At 40.5% G+C, this 15213-nt stretch carries 16 protein-coding genes; 2 read left to right on the top strand and 14 right to left on the bottom strand.

Going from position 1 to position 15213, the window contains the following annotated elements:
* Positions 1–145: 145 nt before the first annotated feature.
* The 6 genes from mnmG to Q7J63_RS09005 form a co-directional block, all read right to left on the bottom strand.
* A complete protein-coding gene (gene mnmG / locus Q7J63_RS09030) occupies positions 146–2011 on the bottom strand; it encodes a tRNA uridine-5-carboxymethylaminomethyl(34) synthesis enzyme MnmG (RefSeq protein WP_304885535.1) in 1866 nt (621 codons plus the stop codon).
* A 100-nt stretch (positions 2012–2111) separates the two neighbouring features.
* A complete protein-coding gene (gene ybeY, locus Q7J63_RS09025; RefSeq protein WP_304885533.1) occupies positions 2112–2537 on the bottom strand; it encodes an rRNA maturation RNase YbeY in 426 nt (141 codons plus the stop codon).
* A 1-nt stretch (position 2538) separates the two neighbouring features.
* Positions 2539–2940: an ATP-binding protein gene (locus Q7J63_RS09020; protein ID WP_019595941.1), complete on the bottom strand. Its 402-nt coding sequence runs from the start codon at positions 2938–2940 to the stop codon at positions 2539–2541.
* Positions 2941–2980: 40 nt separating this feature from the next.
* On the bottom strand, positions 2981–3742 hold the full coding sequence (locus tag Q7J63_RS09015; protein WP_304885531.1) for an exodeoxyribonuclease III: 762 nt from the start codon (positions 3740–3742) through the stop codon (positions 2981–2983).
* Positions 3743–3778: 36 nt separating this feature from the next.
* A complete protein-coding gene (locus Q7J63_RS09010) occupies positions 3779–4141 on the bottom strand; it encodes a hypothetical protein (protein ID WP_019595943.1) in 363 nt (120 codons plus the stop codon).
* Position 4142: 1 nt separating this feature from the next.
* Positions 4143–4490: a carboxymuconolactone decarboxylase family protein gene (locus tag Q7J63_RS09005; protein WP_019595944.1), complete on the bottom strand. Its 348-nt coding sequence runs from the start codon at positions 4488–4490 to the stop codon at positions 4143–4145.
* Positions 4491–4571: 81 nt separating this feature from the next.
* Here Q7J63_RS09005 and Q7J63_RS09000 point away from each other — a divergent pair, with 81 nt between their 5' ends.
* The gene (locus Q7J63_RS09000) at positions 4572–5264 is read left to right on the top strand and encodes a ComF family protein (protein ID WP_304885529.1); all 693 of its coding nucleotides are present in this window, start codon (positions 4572–4574) and stop codon (positions 5262–5264) included.
* Between the two features lie 44 nt (positions 5265–5308).
* Here the strand turns inward: Q7J63_RS09000 and Q7J63_RS08995 are convergent, their stop codons facing one another.
* The 5 genes from Q7J63_RS08995 to Q7J63_RS08975 all read right to left on the bottom strand — a co-directional run bounded on the left by Q7J63_RS08995 (position 5309) and on the right by Q7J63_RS08975 (position 12038).
* Positions 5309–6115: a YgcG family protein gene (locus tag Q7J63_RS08995; RefSeq protein WP_304885527.1), complete on the bottom strand. Its 807-nt coding sequence runs from the start codon at positions 6113–6115 to the stop codon at positions 5309–5311.
* 6 nt (positions 6116–6121) lie between these two features.
* Positions 6122–6556 (bottom strand): TPM domain-containing protein, encoded by a 435-nt coding sequence (locus Q7J63_RS08990; protein WP_304885525.1) that lies wholly within the window; start codon positions 6554–6556, stop codon positions 6122–6124.
* A 13-nt stretch (positions 6557–6569) separates the two neighbouring features.
* The gene (locus Q7J63_RS08985) at positions 6570–7160 is read right to left on the bottom strand and encodes a LemA family protein (RefSeq protein WP_019595948.1); all 591 of its coding nucleotides are present in this window, start codon (positions 7158–7160) and stop codon (positions 6570–6572) included.
* 144 nt (positions 7161–7304) lie between these two features.
* Complete coding sequence (locus Q7J63_RS08980) at positions 7305–10622, bottom strand: PAS domain-containing sensor histidine kinase (RefSeq protein WP_019595949.1); 3318 nt, start codon at positions 10620–10622, stop codon at positions 7305–7307.
* Between the two features lie 159 nt (positions 10623–10781).
* Positions 10782–12038, bottom strand: a complete 1257-nt coding sequence (locus Q7J63_RS08975; RefSeq protein ID WP_019595950.1) for an aspartyl protease family protein — start codon at positions 12036–12038, stop codon at positions 10782–10784.
* Positions 12039–12265: 227 nt separating this feature from the next.
* Here Q7J63_RS08975 and Q7J63_RS08970 point away from each other — a divergent pair, with 227 nt between their 5' ends.
* Positions 12266–12739, top strand: coding sequence for a Fur family transcriptional regulator (locus tag Q7J63_RS08970; RefSeq protein WP_019595951.1), 474 nt, complete (start codon positions 12266–12268; stop codon positions 12737–12739).
* On the opposite strand, the gene Q7J63_RS08965 is transcribed toward Q7J63_RS08970, so the two are convergent.
* The 3 genes from Q7J63_RS08965 to hflK form a co-directional block, all read right to left on the bottom strand.
* On the bottom strand, positions 12717–13181 hold the full coding sequence (locus Q7J63_RS08965; protein WP_019595952.1) for a hypothetical protein: 465 nt from the start codon (positions 13179–13181) through the stop codon (positions 12717–12719). The genes Q7J63_RS08970 and Q7J63_RS08965 overlap by 23 nt on opposite strands.
* An 82-nt stretch (positions 13182–13263) precedes the next feature.
* Positions 13264–14202 carry a protease modulator HflC gene (gene hflC / locus Q7J63_RS08960; protein ID WP_026333413.1) on the bottom strand — a complete coding sequence of 313 codons (939 nt, stop codon included), beginning with the start codon at positions 14200–14202 and terminating at the stop codon, positions 13264–13266.
* Positions 14199–15176, bottom strand: coding sequence for an FtsH protease activity modulator HflK (gene hflK, locus Q7J63_RS08955; protein WP_019595954.1), 978 nt, complete (start codon positions 15174–15176; stop codon positions 14199–14201). Before hflK ends, hflC begins: the two co-directional genes overlap by 4 nt.
* Between the last annotated feature and the right edge of the window lie 37 nt (positions 15177–15213).

The following is a 15213-nucleotide window of genomic DNA, read 5'->3' as shown; positions in this document are numbered from 1 at the left end:
TCTGGCCTTGGGTTTGTAAATATCAACTTACAAGAGGAACAATGGCAAAGCAAAAATTTTTCTTGGCTAACAGCAAAGTCTTTAACTTCTGTATGATTAAGAAAAAGCCCACTTTTACAAAGTGGGCATTTGGTTAATCTTTCTCTCATCTTCCTAGGTAAACCGTTAGTATGGATAGATCTGCTGGTGACACACCACTTATTCTTGATGCTTGCCCTAATGTTTCGGGCCTTATTTTGTTGAGTTTTTGTTTACCTTCCGCTGATAAGGCTGTTATTCCCAGATAATCGAATTCTATGGGGATTTTGTAATTTTCCATATTGTTGAGTTTTTCGACCATCTGTTGTTCTTTCTCTATATAGCTGTCGTATTTGATCAGAATCTCTGCCTGCTCCAAAGCGTCTTTGCTGTATTTGGATAGATATTGCTTTAGATTAGCATCCAATTCCATAATTTGTGTCAATCCTATTTGAGGCCTTTTCAATAGCTTTTCCAAGGTTATTTTTTCCTTTATAGTTGCCGTATCCAAACCTTCTAGGCTGATATTGATCTCTTCTGGAGCGAGTTTTTTTTGTTTGAGGTCATTGATCAATCTGGCGGTATCTGCTTTTTTGTCAAGCATTTTTTCCATACGGATATCATCTGCCAGACCGATTTGATGTCCCAATTGGGTCAATCTCAAATCTGCATTGTCCTGTCTCAAAAGCAATCGAAACTCCGCTCTGGATGTAAACATGCGATAGGGTTCTTCTGTGCCTTTGTTGATAAGATCGTCGATCAATACACCGATATAGGCTTCAGATCTTTTCAACACGAAAGGATCTTTTTCATCAGTTTTTAATGATGCGTTTATTCCTGCCATCAATCCCTGTGAAGCGGCTTCCTCATATCCTGTTGTCCCGTTGATCTGCCCTGCGAAATACAGGTTTTCTATCAAATGAGTCTCCAGGGTGGCCTTAAGTTGGGTTGGAGGAAAAAAATCATATTCTATAGCATATCCAGGACGGAACATCTTGGCTTGCTCAAAACCTTCTATTTTTCTGATTGCATCGTACTGCACATCTTGTGGCAATGAGGTTGAAAAACCATTGACATAGATTTCAACTGTATCCCAACCCTCAGGTTCTACAAATATTTGATGTCTCTCCCTTTCGGCAAAACGGTTGATTTTATCTTCAATGGATGGACAATATCTCGGGCCCAGACCTTGGATACGTCCATTAAACATTGGAGATCTGTCGAAGCCTTTTTCTAAGGCCTTGTGGACATTTGTATTTGTGTAGGTAATCCAACACGGTCTTTGTTCTTTTATCGGCTTGGTTTCATCAGAATAGGAGAACTTTTCTGGGTTCTCGTCTCCGTGTTGGATTTCCATTTTGGTATAATCCAAACTCCTGCCATCCACACGAGGCGGTGTTCCGGTCTTCATTCTCCCAGCTTCAAAGCCAAGGCCTACAAGTTGCTCTGTAATTCCTTTTGAAGCGGATTCGCCGGTCCTTCCACCACCAAATTGTTTTTCCCCAATGTGTATGATCCCATTCAGGAAGGTGCCATTTGTAAGAACGACGGATTTTGCTTGAATTTCAATGCCTATATTTGTTCTGACCCCGACCACTCTATTGTCTTTTACCACAATTCCACTGATCATTTCCTGCCAGAAATCAACATTTGGTGTTCGTTCTAGGGCTAGCCTCCATTCTTCAGCAAAACGCATTCTGTCATTCTGGGCTCTCGGGGACCACATGGCAGGCCCTTTTGATCTGTTGAGCATTCGGAACTGAATGGTCGACTTGTCTGAAACAATGCCTGACATTCCTCCCAACGCATCGATTTCTCGCACGATTTGACCTTTGGCCACACCGCCCATGGCTGGGTTGCAGGACATCTGGGCAATGGTGTTCATGTTCATGGTACACAACAATACCTTTGATCCCATTTTTGCCGCGGCATGCGCAGCCTCACAACCTGCATGACCCGCCCCTATTACTATTACGTCGTATATTGGAAACATAAATTGTTTTCTTAATTGTTTCACGTGGAACACTTCCGTTTGTTATGGATTTTAGTGTGTTTTCCACGTGGTGTATTTGTAAATGTTTCACGTGAAACATTTACATGTTTTGAAAATGATGGATGCAGACTTCCTCCATTTTTCTCATTTTCAGCACTTCTTCTTCTTTTTTGTCTTTGTAGCCCATTAGGTGTAAAATCCCGTGGCTCATTACGCGCAACAATTCTGTCTCAAACAGAATGTCCATTCTTTGGGAATTGTCTATTACCCTGTCTATGCTGATAAAGATGTCTGCCTCTATTTTGTTATCCCCTTCAGAATTGTCGAAAGTGATGATGTCTGTGAGTGTGTCGTGATTGAGGTACTCCAGGTTTTTTTGGTGAAGGTATTCGTCAGAGCAAAATACATAGTTTATTTCCCCTATAGAGTACCCACCTTCTTCGGCGATTTTCTTCAACCATTTTTTGTGTTTGTTCTTTTCTTTAAGCTGGAATTTGATTTCCTCTTCAAAAAACTGAATCGCCATATTAAGAGATGTAAAATGTCAAGATGGTTCTTCTTCCTTCGTCTTCATACTTTACATCATCAGACAGGTGCTTCATGATAAAAATTCCCCTACCCCCCATTTTCTCTAGGTTTTCTGGTGATGTTGGGTCTTTGATGTTTTCAAAATCAAATCCTTTTCCTTCGTCTTTTACGATAAACCGAACTTGGTCTTCTTCAAAAAACAACTCAAGGCCCACGTTTTTGGCGCTATCAGCACCGTTTCCATGGAGAATCGCGTTGCTTACACATTCTGTTACCGAAATCATGATGTTTCCGTAAATGTCATCATTGATTTGAAATCTGTCTCTTGCGTTGTCAATGAAGCTTTCTACGATTTTTATGTTTTCAATCAAAGAGGGAATTGAAATTTTAATAGATTTCATGAAGCTTTTATGGTAAAATTGATAAATTACTTATTTATTTTTAGTTCAATTCTATTAAAATGGGACAATGATCGGAATGAATGGCGTCTGGTAAAATCAACGACCTTTTGATCTTCTCCCTAAGTGGACTTGTCGTCATATGATAATCAATCCGCCAACCCAAATTTTTACCTCGGGATCCCGCTCTGTAACTCCACCAGGTATATTTGTGGGGGTCCTGATTGAACAACCTGAAACTGTCTTCAAATCCTGTACTGGTAAACTTATCCATCCAAGCCCTTTCTTCGGGTAAGAATCCCGAGGAATTTTTGTTGGATATCGGGTTATGGATATCGATTGGCTTATGGCAGATGTTATAGTCTCCACTCAATATCAAATTAGGAATTTTTTTTATCAAATCTTGAGAATAGCCATATATGTCATCCAGAAAACGATATTTAAAATCCTGTCTTACATCACCTGTAGTGCCAGAAGGGAAATAGGCAGAAAGGAAGGAAACCCCGTCAAAATCTGCTCTTATAATTCTCCCCTCATCGTCATATAGGGAATGATCCATTCCATATTCGACGTGGTTGGGTTTGATTTTGCTAAGGATAGCCACTCCACTGTATCCTTTTTTGACGGCAGGGTGCCAATAGATGTGATAACCTAGGTCTTCAAATTGGCTTCGGTCGATTTGGTTTTCCAAAGCCTTTACCTCTTGGAGGCCGACTACATCTGGGTTCACGGCTATTAACCAGTCTCTAAAACCCTTGTTTAAGGCTGCCCGGATGCCATTTACATTATAGGATACGAATTTCATTTGCAATTGATTGTTTTTGTTCCCAAATCAAGTAAATTATTTGATTTCTATCTGGAATTCTTGCTCGAAATAATCCAGCGTGTGGATTTTGAGTAGTTTTTCTTGTTCCAAGGCATTGAAATGGGGAAGTTTTTTCAACAGTTTCCAATGTGGCCATCCGTCTTGATCAATGAAGTCCAATTCATAAAAACCCGATAGACTCAGTACCTTGCAGACTGCGATATGCATCAGGTCTTGTTTTTGTTCTTTTGTAAAATTCCGTTGCCCCTGCCCCAATTCCTGGACGCCAATCAGGAACAACACTCCGTTGAGATCGGCGGGCTTTTTTCCAACCAATTCTTGTATTCCAAAGAGGAGTTTGTTGAATCGTTTGTCGAGATCGAGATCTTTTTTGAACATGTTATTTTACTGTGTTTTCTAGTTCTTCCCAGTATTCTACGGCTCTTCTCAAATGTGGGATTACAATGGATCCGCCAATAACAGTTGCAATGGAAAATACCTCAAACAATTCTTCCTTGCTCAAGCCTTCTTCAAAGGATTTACCCAAATGGTACTTGATACAATCATCGCATCTCAAGACCATAGAGCATGCCAACCCGATCATTTCTTTTGTTTTGACATTAACAGCACCTGCTGCGTAGGTATTGGTGTCCAAATTGAAGAATCTTTTTATTACTTTGTTGTCTGCGGCCATGATCTTTTCGTTCATTTGGCCTCTATAGGTGTTGAATTCTTCTATTAAATTCATTAACTTTTAATTAAAATTTTAATTAACTGGCAAATATAACAGGTATTTTCCGCCCATTGTTTGTAACAACCCTTTTTCGAGATGCGTTTCACTTTTTTTGAAGATTTTCTGTCCTTGGTTTTCCCAAAAACCTGTTGTGTTTGCAAGAGGAGTCTTTTTGTTTTTGAAAACCAACTCTGTAAGGTGTGCATTGGATCTCTTCCGATCACCAATTACCACCAAAGGCCCCAAAACAACGAACTTTCCCTAAAAATCTTGGGGCTTACCAAGCCAAACTTGGTCATTTCCTTTCTCCAATTCACCAAAAAAGGGACCAGTCAAAAATTGCTTCACCAGCTCAAATACAGGAATAAACCCGAAATAGGGGTTGAACTTGGAAGGATATATGCCCACATTCTTAGCGAATGGGGTTTTGGTTCCCATTGGGATTATATCATACCTGTGCCCTTACATCCCATAAAATTAAAAAGGAGAGGATACAACCAAAGCGAACAATTTGCTTTGGGCTTGAGTGAAATACTGGGAGTCCCCATTTCAAGGGGTTTGCAAAGAGATCAATTTACCGATACGCAAACGCAGAAATCGAGAATGGAGCGCTTAGAAAATGTAGCCAATGTTTTTTCCGCCCGTTATTTTGACGAAATCAAAGGAAAAAGAATACTCTTGGTGGATGATGTCATGACAACTGGAGCCACCCTTACCTCTTGTGCCAACAGCCTGCTGATGTCTGGTGCAGTTACGGTCGACTTGGCAGTAATTGCTGCAGGGAAATAGCTTGGTGAGGAGAGTGGATAACCTTGGTATTTGATGGTGTTGGATTACCAACTGCCACCAGCTCCACCACCACCAAAAGATCCTCCACCGAATCCACCAAATCCGCCGCCGCCGCTGCGGCCGCCAAATCCTCCACGCCCAGAAGAAAAATCGCCAAATTTCCCTCCTCCGCCGCCTCTGAGCAAATTGGCAAGCATGATGCTGGTGAACAAATCGATTCCACCACCTTTTCCACCCATATGGTTGTCGTTGTCTTTTCTGTTTTTGAGCATGGGAAGAATCACGAAAAGGAAAAGAAAAAACAGGAAGAATACGATTGCTCCTCCATGGTTCCCTTTTGAGATGACTTTATCTGCCTGATATTCTCCTGAAGCAAGTTTAAAGATCATATCAGTGGCTTTGTCCAAGCCCGTATAATATTGCTCCATTTTAAAATTTGGAACAATCAACTGATCCACGATCCGTTTTGCCAAGATATCCGGGACGGCACCTTCCATTCCATATCCTGTGGCTATAAATACTTTTCTATCCTCCATCGCAGCGAGGATAAGGATGCCGTTCTCTTTGTCCTTTCTTCCAATTCCCCACAAATCACCCAGCTTGAAAGCATAATCACTGATGTCATATGGCCCAATTGACCTGATCATGACGATACTCACCTGGGAAGAGGTGCTGTCATTATAGGCCACCAATTTGTTTTCCAGTTGTGAAATTTCGGAGGGAGAAAGTGTTTGGGTAAAATCATTCACCAATCTCGGTGGATTTGGCGAAGGTGGAAAATCATTTTGTGCCCATAAGAAGGAAATGGAAATGATATTTATTAAGAAGAGAAGTAGGATTCTTTTTTGCATAATTAATTACCCAAATGAGATCTCATTTGGAAGTTCGTTGGCATCACCTTTTTGGTCGTAGGGGAAGTGGGCTTTCAATTGCTGGCCGGACATTTCTATACCTTTGCGAAGCCCCTCGGTGAAATGTTTCTTTTTGAAGCTCACAGCCATTTCTTCCTTAATGTTTTCCCAAAAATTTTTAGGAACCACACTGTTGATCCCGGCATCTCCCAAAATGGCAAATTTATGATCTTCAACCGCGAGGTAAAACAGAACCGCATTGCGGAACTGGGTTTTGTGCATCTTCAGGGTTTCGAAAACCTCAGCGGCGCGGTCCAAGACCTCGCCACTGCAATGGTTTTCTATGTGCACCTGGATTTCTCCAGAAGTTTCGTTTTCAGCAGACTGGATGGCTCCAATGATTATGGATCTGTCCTCAGGACTAAATAATTTCTCGGCCATGGATCAAATTTGATTAAAATTGTACTGTTGGAGCATTTTCTGAGCCTTCGGAGGCCTCGAAATATCCCTTACGATCAAATCCATACCAGCCGGCAAAGATATTGTTCGGGAAGGTTCTGAGATTTGAATTATAAGCCTGTACAGATTGGTTGAAGTTCCTTCTTGCTACCGCAATTCTATTTTCCGTCCCCTCAAGTTGTGCCTGTAATTCAAGAAAGTTTTGGTTTGCCTTCAAGTCAGGGTAGCGTTCTACAGTGACAAGCAATCTGCTCAAAGCGCCACTCAATTGGTCCTGAGCCTGTTGGAATTCCGCGATTTTTTCAGGTGTAAGGTTCTCCGCATTGATGTTGATGGAGGTGGCTTTAGATCGCGCCTCAATGACTCCTGTCAGTGTTTCTTGTTCAAAATCAGCATAACCTTTTACAGTATTCACCAAGTTGGGAATCAGATCTGCCCGTCTTTGATATTGGGTTTCAACTTCCGCCCACTCTCCATTAATTGTTTCTTCAGTTTGGACAAATTGGTTATAAACACCGACTGCTTTTGTGTAAACAAAAATCCCGATCAGTACCAGGACAATAATGGGAATCAAGAATTTTTTCATTGTGTTTTTATTTTTTAAACAGTTTCTAAACGCAAATCTAACTTAAACGGTTCTTATAATTTGTATCCACTGTCGAAAACCGGATTTTTTATAGGAACTTCTGGTTTTTGAATTTAAAGGTTTTTCCAAAAGACCAAAATGAAATCAATTGTGGGGATTGGACTTTCCTTTTTTCAAATCTTCAATATTTGATTTCAATTGGTTGAGGTAGATTGAGAAGGTGGTGCCAACCCCAACTTGGCTTCTTACTTTTAAGTTGCCATCATGGGATCTGATTTGTTCTCTAACAAGGTAGAGCCCAAGGCCTTTACCCTCTACATGGGAGTGAAATCTTTGATAAAGGCCAAACAAACGCTCCCCGTACCGATCCAAGTCCAACCCTATGCCGTTGTCTTCAAAATGGATGACTGTAAAACCCCCTTCTTCTTCACTGCGGATGTTTATGACCGGCTTTCTATCGGGGTGTTTGTATTTTATCGCGTTGGTAGTCAGGTTGGTAAGAAAGTTTTCAAGGTGGGAATAGATATAACTGATATTGGGTACTTTGGAAAAGTCTTTCTGGATAAGCGCACCGGATTCACGGATTTGTTTATGAAGACTCATCTCAATGTTATGGCAAAGGAGGAGGAAATCCACTTTTTCTATTTTTGGGAGCTTGTTTTTTTTGATGGAGACGACGTCTATCAAATCTTGCAAAGTGCTATTCAAAATAGATGTGGAGATCTTCAGGTTATCGATTATTTCCTTGTTGTCTGGGTCGACTGATTTCTCTTCGTCATAAAGTTCCAGCAAGGAAGAAATGTTGACAATTGGGGCCCTTAAATTGTGCGAGATAATATAGGCAAATCTTTGAAGCTCCTCATTTTGGGATTTCAGGTCTCGAATAAGTTGTTCTCTTTCCTCCTCTGCGATTTTGGTTTCGGTTATATTCTGGGTCACCAAGAGAATTCTGTCAATTTCTCCTGATTTGTCCATCAGTGGTACTCCGCTCTTCAGGTAATATTGATTTCCAATGATAACCTCAAACATTACGGATTCCCCATTCAGGATTTTGTCCAGATATTCGCGGACTTCATTGGAAACAAAACTTTCATATTTGGAGAGGTGTGGTGTTCCGATCAGTTTTTTGGGATCCATTCCTGATGTCTTGAATTCTTTTCCCTCGGCATAGATGTAGGTCAGTTTCTTGTCCAATACCTCTACGGTTCCCTTTGGAAAATTCTCAGCGATGCTCCTGAATAAAAGTTCTGAGTTGACCAACTTGTTTTCATAATACATTCTGTCGAGCTCCGAACCAATACGGTCTGCAAGAATGGTGAGCACAGGCGAAATGGAGGTTCCGGACAAAAGGGGTTTTTCGTCCATCAAAACCAACAAACCCACACGCTTATTCTCCATATCCGTGATCGGTACACCCAAGTAGGAAGATATTTGTCCTTCTACCAAGATCTTGGAGTTGGGGAAATGCTTGTAAACGTCTTTGGTATAAATAATAGGGCTAGATGAATTCAAACATTCCAAACAGGGAGTTTGGGAAATAGAATAGGAATAATTGGAGGCTTTTTGACCTTTTTTGGAATAGGATATAATTTTGGCTTCGGTGATCTCTTCGTTTACTTCTGCAATGAAACAATGGTCCATCTGGAATCTTTCCGAAAGAATGGCGGTGAGTTTATCCAAAAACGATTGCCCGCTAAACCTGGAAGTGCTTTCGGTAAGATGGGACAAGATGTTGTGCACGTATTCCTGCTCACTGATATCCTCCAGGATGGCTTGAAAGCTGTTCCCATCATCCATTGTTTTTGCGGTGAGCCGCAAATAGAAAAGTTTGTTGTTAAAATAACTGATATAAGGACCCTCATAAAACCCATAGCCTTTTAGGAAACTCTCCAGATATGCATTTTTGATGGGCTGATCCCCGATCAAATCAAATATGTTTTTTCCAATGATTTTAAGTGGGTCATCAAGATCGATTTTTTGAAGAAAACTATTGTTGATGTCCAAGACGAAACCATCCCTGTCATATTGAAAAATCGGCAAAGGATTTTCTTCAAAAAGGGATTTATATTTTCGAAGGTTGATGGAAGATTCCTTCTCTTTGTCTTTGGTATAAGTGATATCTATAAAAATTCCTGCCCAGATTGATTCCTGCTGGTATTTTTCAAGTCGATTGGAAGCACCGTAAATCCATTTGGTTTTCCCCGAGGCCGTTACAATACGAAAAGAGCATTCAAATTTAGTTCCTTTCTCGTAAGATTCTTTATCTATTTGAAGTAGCGTCGCAATATCCTCAGGATGTACCAAGTCCATGAATTTTTTCTCATCTTCAAGAAGTTCTTGGGGTTCAATTTCAGCTAGTTGCCGTATGTTTTCACTTACGAAAATAAATTCATGGCTTAAATCAGGAAATGTTTTGAGCATATAAACCATTCCGGGGACCACTCCGGTAAGCTCTTCCACCATGGTCTTGTTTTCGAGCAGGTCCTTTTCTATTTCTTTTATTTCGGAAATATCGCGGATAATGCCAAGGATCATTTTTTCTTGGTCCTTACTTTTTCCGTATTCTTTTATTTCTTCCTGAACGAAAATGTAATATCCATTTCTGTGCAACATCCTGTAAACGATGGATGGCGAATGGGACAATCCCTTTTTGTAAATACCCCGATCTTCAGGGTGGATCAGGTTTTTCCAACCTTCTTTGGACAATCCCTCAAAAAATGAAGCTGGATAACCCAAGATCTCCTCCAATCCACCAGACCACCGTATTTCTGCTCTCTCTGGGTAATAGTCGTAATAGATCAATCTAAGCTTTGTGGATTCTAGAAAAGAGGATGTTGATTCTTTTTCAGACGGCAAGGATTGAAAATATTCCAATTGGAAAAGCAAAAAACCATTGCTCAGTGGTTTTCGACTCAGGTAAATATGTTCTGGAAATACGGCCAATACCTCCTCAGAGCGGGATTCCTGGAAGGCGGTCAGTTTTTCAAGCTCCAGAAATGGAAATTTTTCAATAAGAAAGGAATTCCATTTCGTTATATTCTGGACGGGTTTTCCAGAATTTTTTCCGGAGTATACTATGCCATTTGAGGGATCCATCAACCAGCTGAATTTCCCAGGATTTTCCTGCTGAACAGGTGTGATCAGTGCATTGATCAGATAGGATTGGTCTTCTTGGGCGATCACATAACCCTCTATTTGGACAAGGTGGAAAAAATCCTTGCCGATAATCAGTGGACAAATAAATTTGTCTCCATTTCCAAGTGTTTTGAATAAATATTCGAATACCTTCGTTTCCAAAGTTGGAAAAATCCTGTTGAAGAAAGTTTCTTGAAAAAACTTTTCCTTTCCCGAGATCACCTGCTTGATTTCGGATGAAACATAAAGCAATTCAAAAGTTTGATCGTTGTACTTTTTTAGAGTAAGTAAAATATTTTGAAAAGAAGAATTTAATCTGTCTGACATTTTTCTCTTAAAAGAGTGAGCAATTGTAATTTATATTATTGTATTATAGTTAATTAAAAGTCAAAAATCTTGTACCAAATGTACAAATTGAAAAGGGAATTTTAAAAATTTTAATGAAAACTGTCTGTACAAAACAGTTCTCATCAATTTTTGGAAGATTTATATCTGCTTTTTAAGTTTAAAACTCACTTGCAGCATTTCAAAAGTCTCAAGTTCGTCATTTGAAAATCGCTTAATTTCCAAAAATATTTCCCGGTTAGGTTCCGATCGAAAGAGCTTTACCAAGTCTGATAATTCCCAAAAATCAAGGGGTATTTTATTTATCGTCATGATTTCGTCCCGAAGTTTGATACCTGCCACAGCAGCAGGAGAACCTTCTCTGATTTTTGAAATATAAAAACGTTTTTCATCCAAGGGATACATTTTTACGGTAATTCCACTCATGTCATGTTCAAAAGGATTATTGAAAGTAGCCCCTTTTTTCAAGTATAAGCGTTCCCTTCTGTAATCCAAAATCATCCGCGTTCGTCCAAGGATTTCTGACCCCAGACTACCCTGCCGTCCAGTCTCTTTGATCACATAACTGTACTCCGTCTCTTCTGGATAGGAGGCAATCACGTTTGAGAATTTCATGCCATCGATGGACAATTGCTTCACTCTTCCCACAAAACCAAATAAATCACCACCCAAGGACCTGCCCAATTCTGTTTCAATAAACACAGGAGGCAATATGATTTTATCAGAAGTTTCCATGTTCAGGAGCAAGCCATGGTTGGCACCGGTATCAATCAATAGCTTCGCATCGAGATCTTCTCCCTGAACCTGCTTTATTTTTGTGTTGATGTAGGGTTTGTTGTTTTCCACTTTCATGGATATTTTTTTGAATCCAAAAGGCCGCCATTTCATGACGTTGGAATCGTAAAAAGTGATCTTGCTTGTATTGTAGTCGATTTTGACAGGATTGTATTTGAAAAACTCATACCCGATGACGCCATATACCGGAACACCGATGATCATTTCCAACTCAAAGAAATCATCGTCAAGAACCAGTAATGTTTGGCTGATCCCCTCTAGATTGCCTGCATCCATGTGGTTGTTTGGTGAGACAGAAGCGGTGATCACCGTTTTGCCGTCCGCACCGACCAGATCAAGTTTTCTGGTAAAGACAAGACCAATTTGCTCACCAATGGTCTTGCTAAACAGGAGGTTGGTTTTAACCCCGGTATCAACCAAAAAATTTATAGCAGGACTTCCGTTGATGGAAATCGGAATGATGATAAGATTATTCGATGCTAAAAATGGGAGTTCAGTTTTTCTCGAAGGTTCCTTCATGTAGAATCCCGGTACCTGTGCGGTTCCAAAACTAGAAATGGCCAAATACAAGGGTAAAATCAGAACCAGAATTTTTAAAGCCATATGTGGGCTGATATTTGAGAAAATCACTCCTTAATATAAGCATAATATACAGGCGGATAAATTTGTTTCGTAAAATCTTTAAATGCTTAGATTTAAACTGTATTTCTTCCGAAAATCAACGACCAATTTAGAATAATAGCAAATAAGTACCATCTTTGACCATTGTGCGGCTTCGATTTGAAAAAATCTAAAAAATCCCGCATCTTTAATTTTTAGATCTTGAAGGTATGGCAGAGAAGTCACTAGTTGAAAAAGCGAAAAAGATTTTTGAGAATTTCCTCTTAAGACAGGGAAGCAGGAAAACCCCTGAGCGGTTTTCTGTCCTTGACGAACTCTATGCCCTGCCCCAAGATGAGCACATTGATGTCGAGGGTTTATTCCTTTCGATGCGGAACAATGGATATACGTTGAGCCGAGCAACCATCTACAACACACTTGATCTTTTGGTGGAATGTGGATTGGCTGTCAAACACCAATTTAAGGACAAAGTGGCCCTTTATGAGCAGGCATTGACTTATAAACACCATGACCACCATGTCTGCAACCAATGCAGGAAAATTCGTGAGTTTTCCGATGAACGCATCAATTTCATCAAAGAAGCGATCGGTATCGAGTTTCAATCTGGTATCACCAGCCATTCTTTGGTCCTTTATGGAGATTGTAAAATTCCCGATTGCGTCAACCTGAAGTTCTTGGGTTGATTGCAGACCCTTTGAATATTTTTTTATAAACGGGCTTACGGTACAGAAACTGGAGCCAAAGTGCAGGAAAAAGCAAAAAGGTCATGACACCGTTTGGACCTTCATACGTGATCTCATCTTTGATAATACTCGAGTCACCATCTTTGACGATTCGATGTCTGTGCTCCCAAGATTTTAAGAAAAATGGCAGCTTTATTCCTTTGTCCACAAAGAAAAATTCACTTTCGCTTGTCTGATCATCCGTGATTTCACTTGTCCAGACCTGTTTGAACAACAAAAAATCCAACTCAAGGCTGACAACATCTCCTTTTTTTGACCCGTCAAATCTCAAGAGTTTTACAGGTGGGAATGGAGGGCTAAGTTTGGAAAATAGATGTTCAGTAAACCCCTCTTTTACCTGTAGGTAGTCCTGCTCAACTTTAGTGGATATGTTTATTTTCATTTTCTGAAGAAAAGCAATTAAAGATACTCCTTGTTAGAAAAAAAACCACTTGGTTATTAGATTACCAAGTGGTTTTTTTTTGTCAATTCAATTTTTTGAAATATTTGAAAAACTCGCTTTCTGAGGAAAGAATTAGGCTTGTGTTTTCATCCAGAGATTTCTCCAAACTTTCCATGGACCTGACGAATTTGTATAAGTCAACAGAGGTTCTGTTTTTGTTGAAGGCTGCGGCATAGATCTTGGTCGCTTCTGCATCGGCTTTACCTTTGATTTCTTCTGCAAGTCTAAAAGCTTCGGATTGGATTTGTGCCAAATCCCTTTCCTTGTTTCCTTCCGTGACCCTAGCCTCACCTTGGCCTTCTGATCGAAACTGGTCAGCAATCCTATTTCTTTCACTGATCATCCTGTCATAAACCCTATCCCTGACATCATCGACGTAATTCATCCGTTTGAATCTAAAGTCTAGAATCCTTACGCCCAAGTCAGTTGTCCTAAGATTTGCTTTCTCCAACACGATCTTTTCAATTTTATCTCTACCTACCGAGATATCGGAAAGAATTTCTATTTCCTCCATAAACTCTTCCGTGACTTCGGGATCCCTGTTGGTGGAGCGAACAAGATCCAGAAGCTCGTGGCTGGCGATCGCATTTCTGGTTTCCCCATCCAATATGTCGTCCAACCTGGATTGGGCGGACCTTTCATCTCTCAGTCGGATAAAAAACTGAAGCGGGTCAGTGATTTCCCAACGGGCATATGTATCGACAAATATGAATTTTTTGTCCTTGGTGGGCACTTGGTTTCTGTCCCCATCCCATTCCAAATAACGTTTGTCAAAGAACTGTACTTTGTGCAAAAAGGGGGTTTTAAAATTCAAACCCGGAGTGGTTCTGGGATCTCCTACAGGTTTTCCAAATTGTGTAACGATGGCTTGCTGTGTTTCATCGAGGATATACACGCTGTTCATTAATAACAATACAGCGATAAATGCGACTACAATGTATCCTATTATACTTTTTCTCATGGTTTTAGGACTTTAGCTTTGTCAATATTCAATAAAGGCAACACACTGTTTCCTTTGTCATCCACAATGATTTTGTTGCCAATTTTTGGCATAATGCGCTCCATTGTTTCCAGGTAAATCCGTTGTTTTGTTACTTCTGGGGACTGGATGTAGGCTTCATACAAAGAATTGAATCTTTCTGCCTCACCTTTTGCGCGGTTTACACGGTTAAGAGCGTAGGCTTCTGCGAGTTGAACGGTTTCTTCCGCCTCACCCCTAGCTCTTGGGATCACCCGGTTGTATTCAGCTTCCGCCTGGTTAATCAGTGTTTCTCTTTCTTGCTGGGCTTCATTTACAGCATTGAAAGAAGGTTTTACCGCTTCGGGAGGGTTGACATCCTGCAATACGACCTGATCGATCCGAATGCCGTTTTCATAATCGTCACACATTTTCTGCAACAAGACTTCGACACTGGAAGCAACTTCCTGACGACCCACGGTCAGTACCTCATTGACAGTTCTGTCCCCGACGATTTTTCGCATGGCCGCCTCTGACATGTCTCTTAGGGTTTTGTCAGCATTTCTGACCTTGAAGAGGTATTTGAATGAATCGGTAATCCGATATTGTACCACCCATTCCACGTCGGTTAGATTCAGGTCTCCTGTCAGCATCATGCTCTCATCGGCATAGCCGGTTTTCACATATTCAGATCGCTGACTGGCTTGGGCCGTCCGAAAGCCAAATTCTTGTTTCAACTGACGCTGGACGGGTATTTTAAACATTTTTTCAAAGCCATAAGGGATGATAAAACTTAGTCCGGGTTGAACTGTTCGGTTATATTCACCCAACTGGACAACCACTCCTTCTTCCTCAGGCCCCACTGTCTTGACGCCGGAAAAGATGCCAGCCAAAACGATTAGTCCAATGATGATTTTCCCAAGATATTTCTTGATCCAATCGGGGTTAATATTGATTTCGTAATTTTGATCAGCCATATTTATTATTGATAAAGTAAGGTTTTGTCTAAAATCT

This window comes from Rhodonellum sp. (assembly GCF_030656585.1).
Taxonomy (GTDB): domain Bacteria; phylum Bacteroidota; class Bacteroidia; order Cytophagales; family Cyclobacteriaceae; genus Rhodonellum; species Rhodonellum psychrophilum.
Note: the sequence above shows the minus strand (reverse complement) of the source record. Positions and strands in the feature narration are given on the sequence as shown.

What these genes read in the sequence shown, in the direction of transcription:
- mnmG (WP_304885535.1), bottom strand. Translation starts at nt 2,011, where the DNA reads ATGTTTCCAATATACGACGTAATAGTAATAGGGGCGGGTCATGCAGGT.
- Q7J63_RS08985 (WP_019595948.1), bottom strand. Translation starts at nt 7,160, where the DNA reads ATGAAAAAATTCTTGATTCCCATTATTGTCCTGGTACTGATCGGGATT.
- ybeY (WP_304885533.1), bottom strand. Translation starts at nt 2,537, where the DNA reads ATGGCGATTCAGTTTTTTGAAGAGGAAATCAAATTCCAGCTTAAAGAA.
- Q7J63_RS09020 (WP_019595941.1), bottom strand. Translation starts at nt 2,940, where the DNA reads ATGAAATCTATTAAAATTTCAATTCCCTCTTTGATTGAAAACATAAAA.
- Q7J63_RS09005 (WP_019595944.1), bottom strand. Translation starts at nt 4,490, where the DNA reads ATGAATTTAATAGAAGAATTCAACACCTATAGAGGCCAAATGAACGAA.
- Q7J63_RS09010 (WP_019595943.1), bottom strand. Translation starts at nt 4,141, where the DNA reads ATGTTCAAAAAAGATCTCGATCTCGACAAACGATTCAACAAACTCCTC.
- Q7J63_RS08980 (WP_019595949.1), bottom strand. Translation starts at nt 10,622, where the DNA reads ATGTCAGACAGATTAAATTCTTCTTTTCAAAATATTTTACTTACTCTA.
- hflC (WP_026333413.1), bottom strand. Translation starts at nt 14,202, where the DNA reads ATGAGAAAAAGTATAATAGGATACATTGTAGTCGCATTTATCGCTGTA.
- Q7J63_RS09000 (WP_304885529.1), top strand. Translation starts at nt 4,572, where the DNA reads ATGCGTTTCACTTTTTTTGAAGATTTTCTGTCCTTGGTTTTCCCAAAA.
- Q7J63_RS08965 (WP_019595952.1), bottom strand. Translation starts at nt 13,181, where the DNA reads ATGAAAATAAACATATCCACTAAAGTTGAGCAGGACTACCTACAGGTA.
- Q7J63_RS08990 (WP_304885525.1), bottom strand. Translation starts at nt 6,556, where the DNA reads ATGGCCGAGAAATTATTTAGTCCTGAGGACAGATCCATAATCATTGGA.
- Q7J63_RS08975 (WP_019595950.1), bottom strand. Translation starts at nt 12,038, where the DNA reads ATGGCTTTAAAAATTCTGGTTCTGATTTTACCCTTGTATTTGGCCATT.
- Q7J63_RS09015 (WP_304885531.1), bottom strand. Translation starts at nt 3,742, where the DNA reads ATGAAATTCGTATCCTATAATGTAAATGGCATCCGGGCAGCCTTAAAC.
- Q7J63_RS08995 (WP_304885527.1), bottom strand. Translation starts at nt 6,115, where the DNA reads ATGCAAAAAAGAATCCTACTTCTCTTCTTAATAAATATCATTTCCATT.
- hflK (WP_019595954.1), bottom strand. Translation starts at nt 15,176, where the DNA reads ATGGCTGATCAAAATTACGAAATCAATATTAACCCCGATTGGATCAAG.
- Q7J63_RS08970 (WP_019595951.1), top strand. Translation starts at nt 12,266, where the DNA reads ATGGCAGAGAAGTCACTAGTTGAAAAAGCGAAAAAGATTTTTGAGAAT.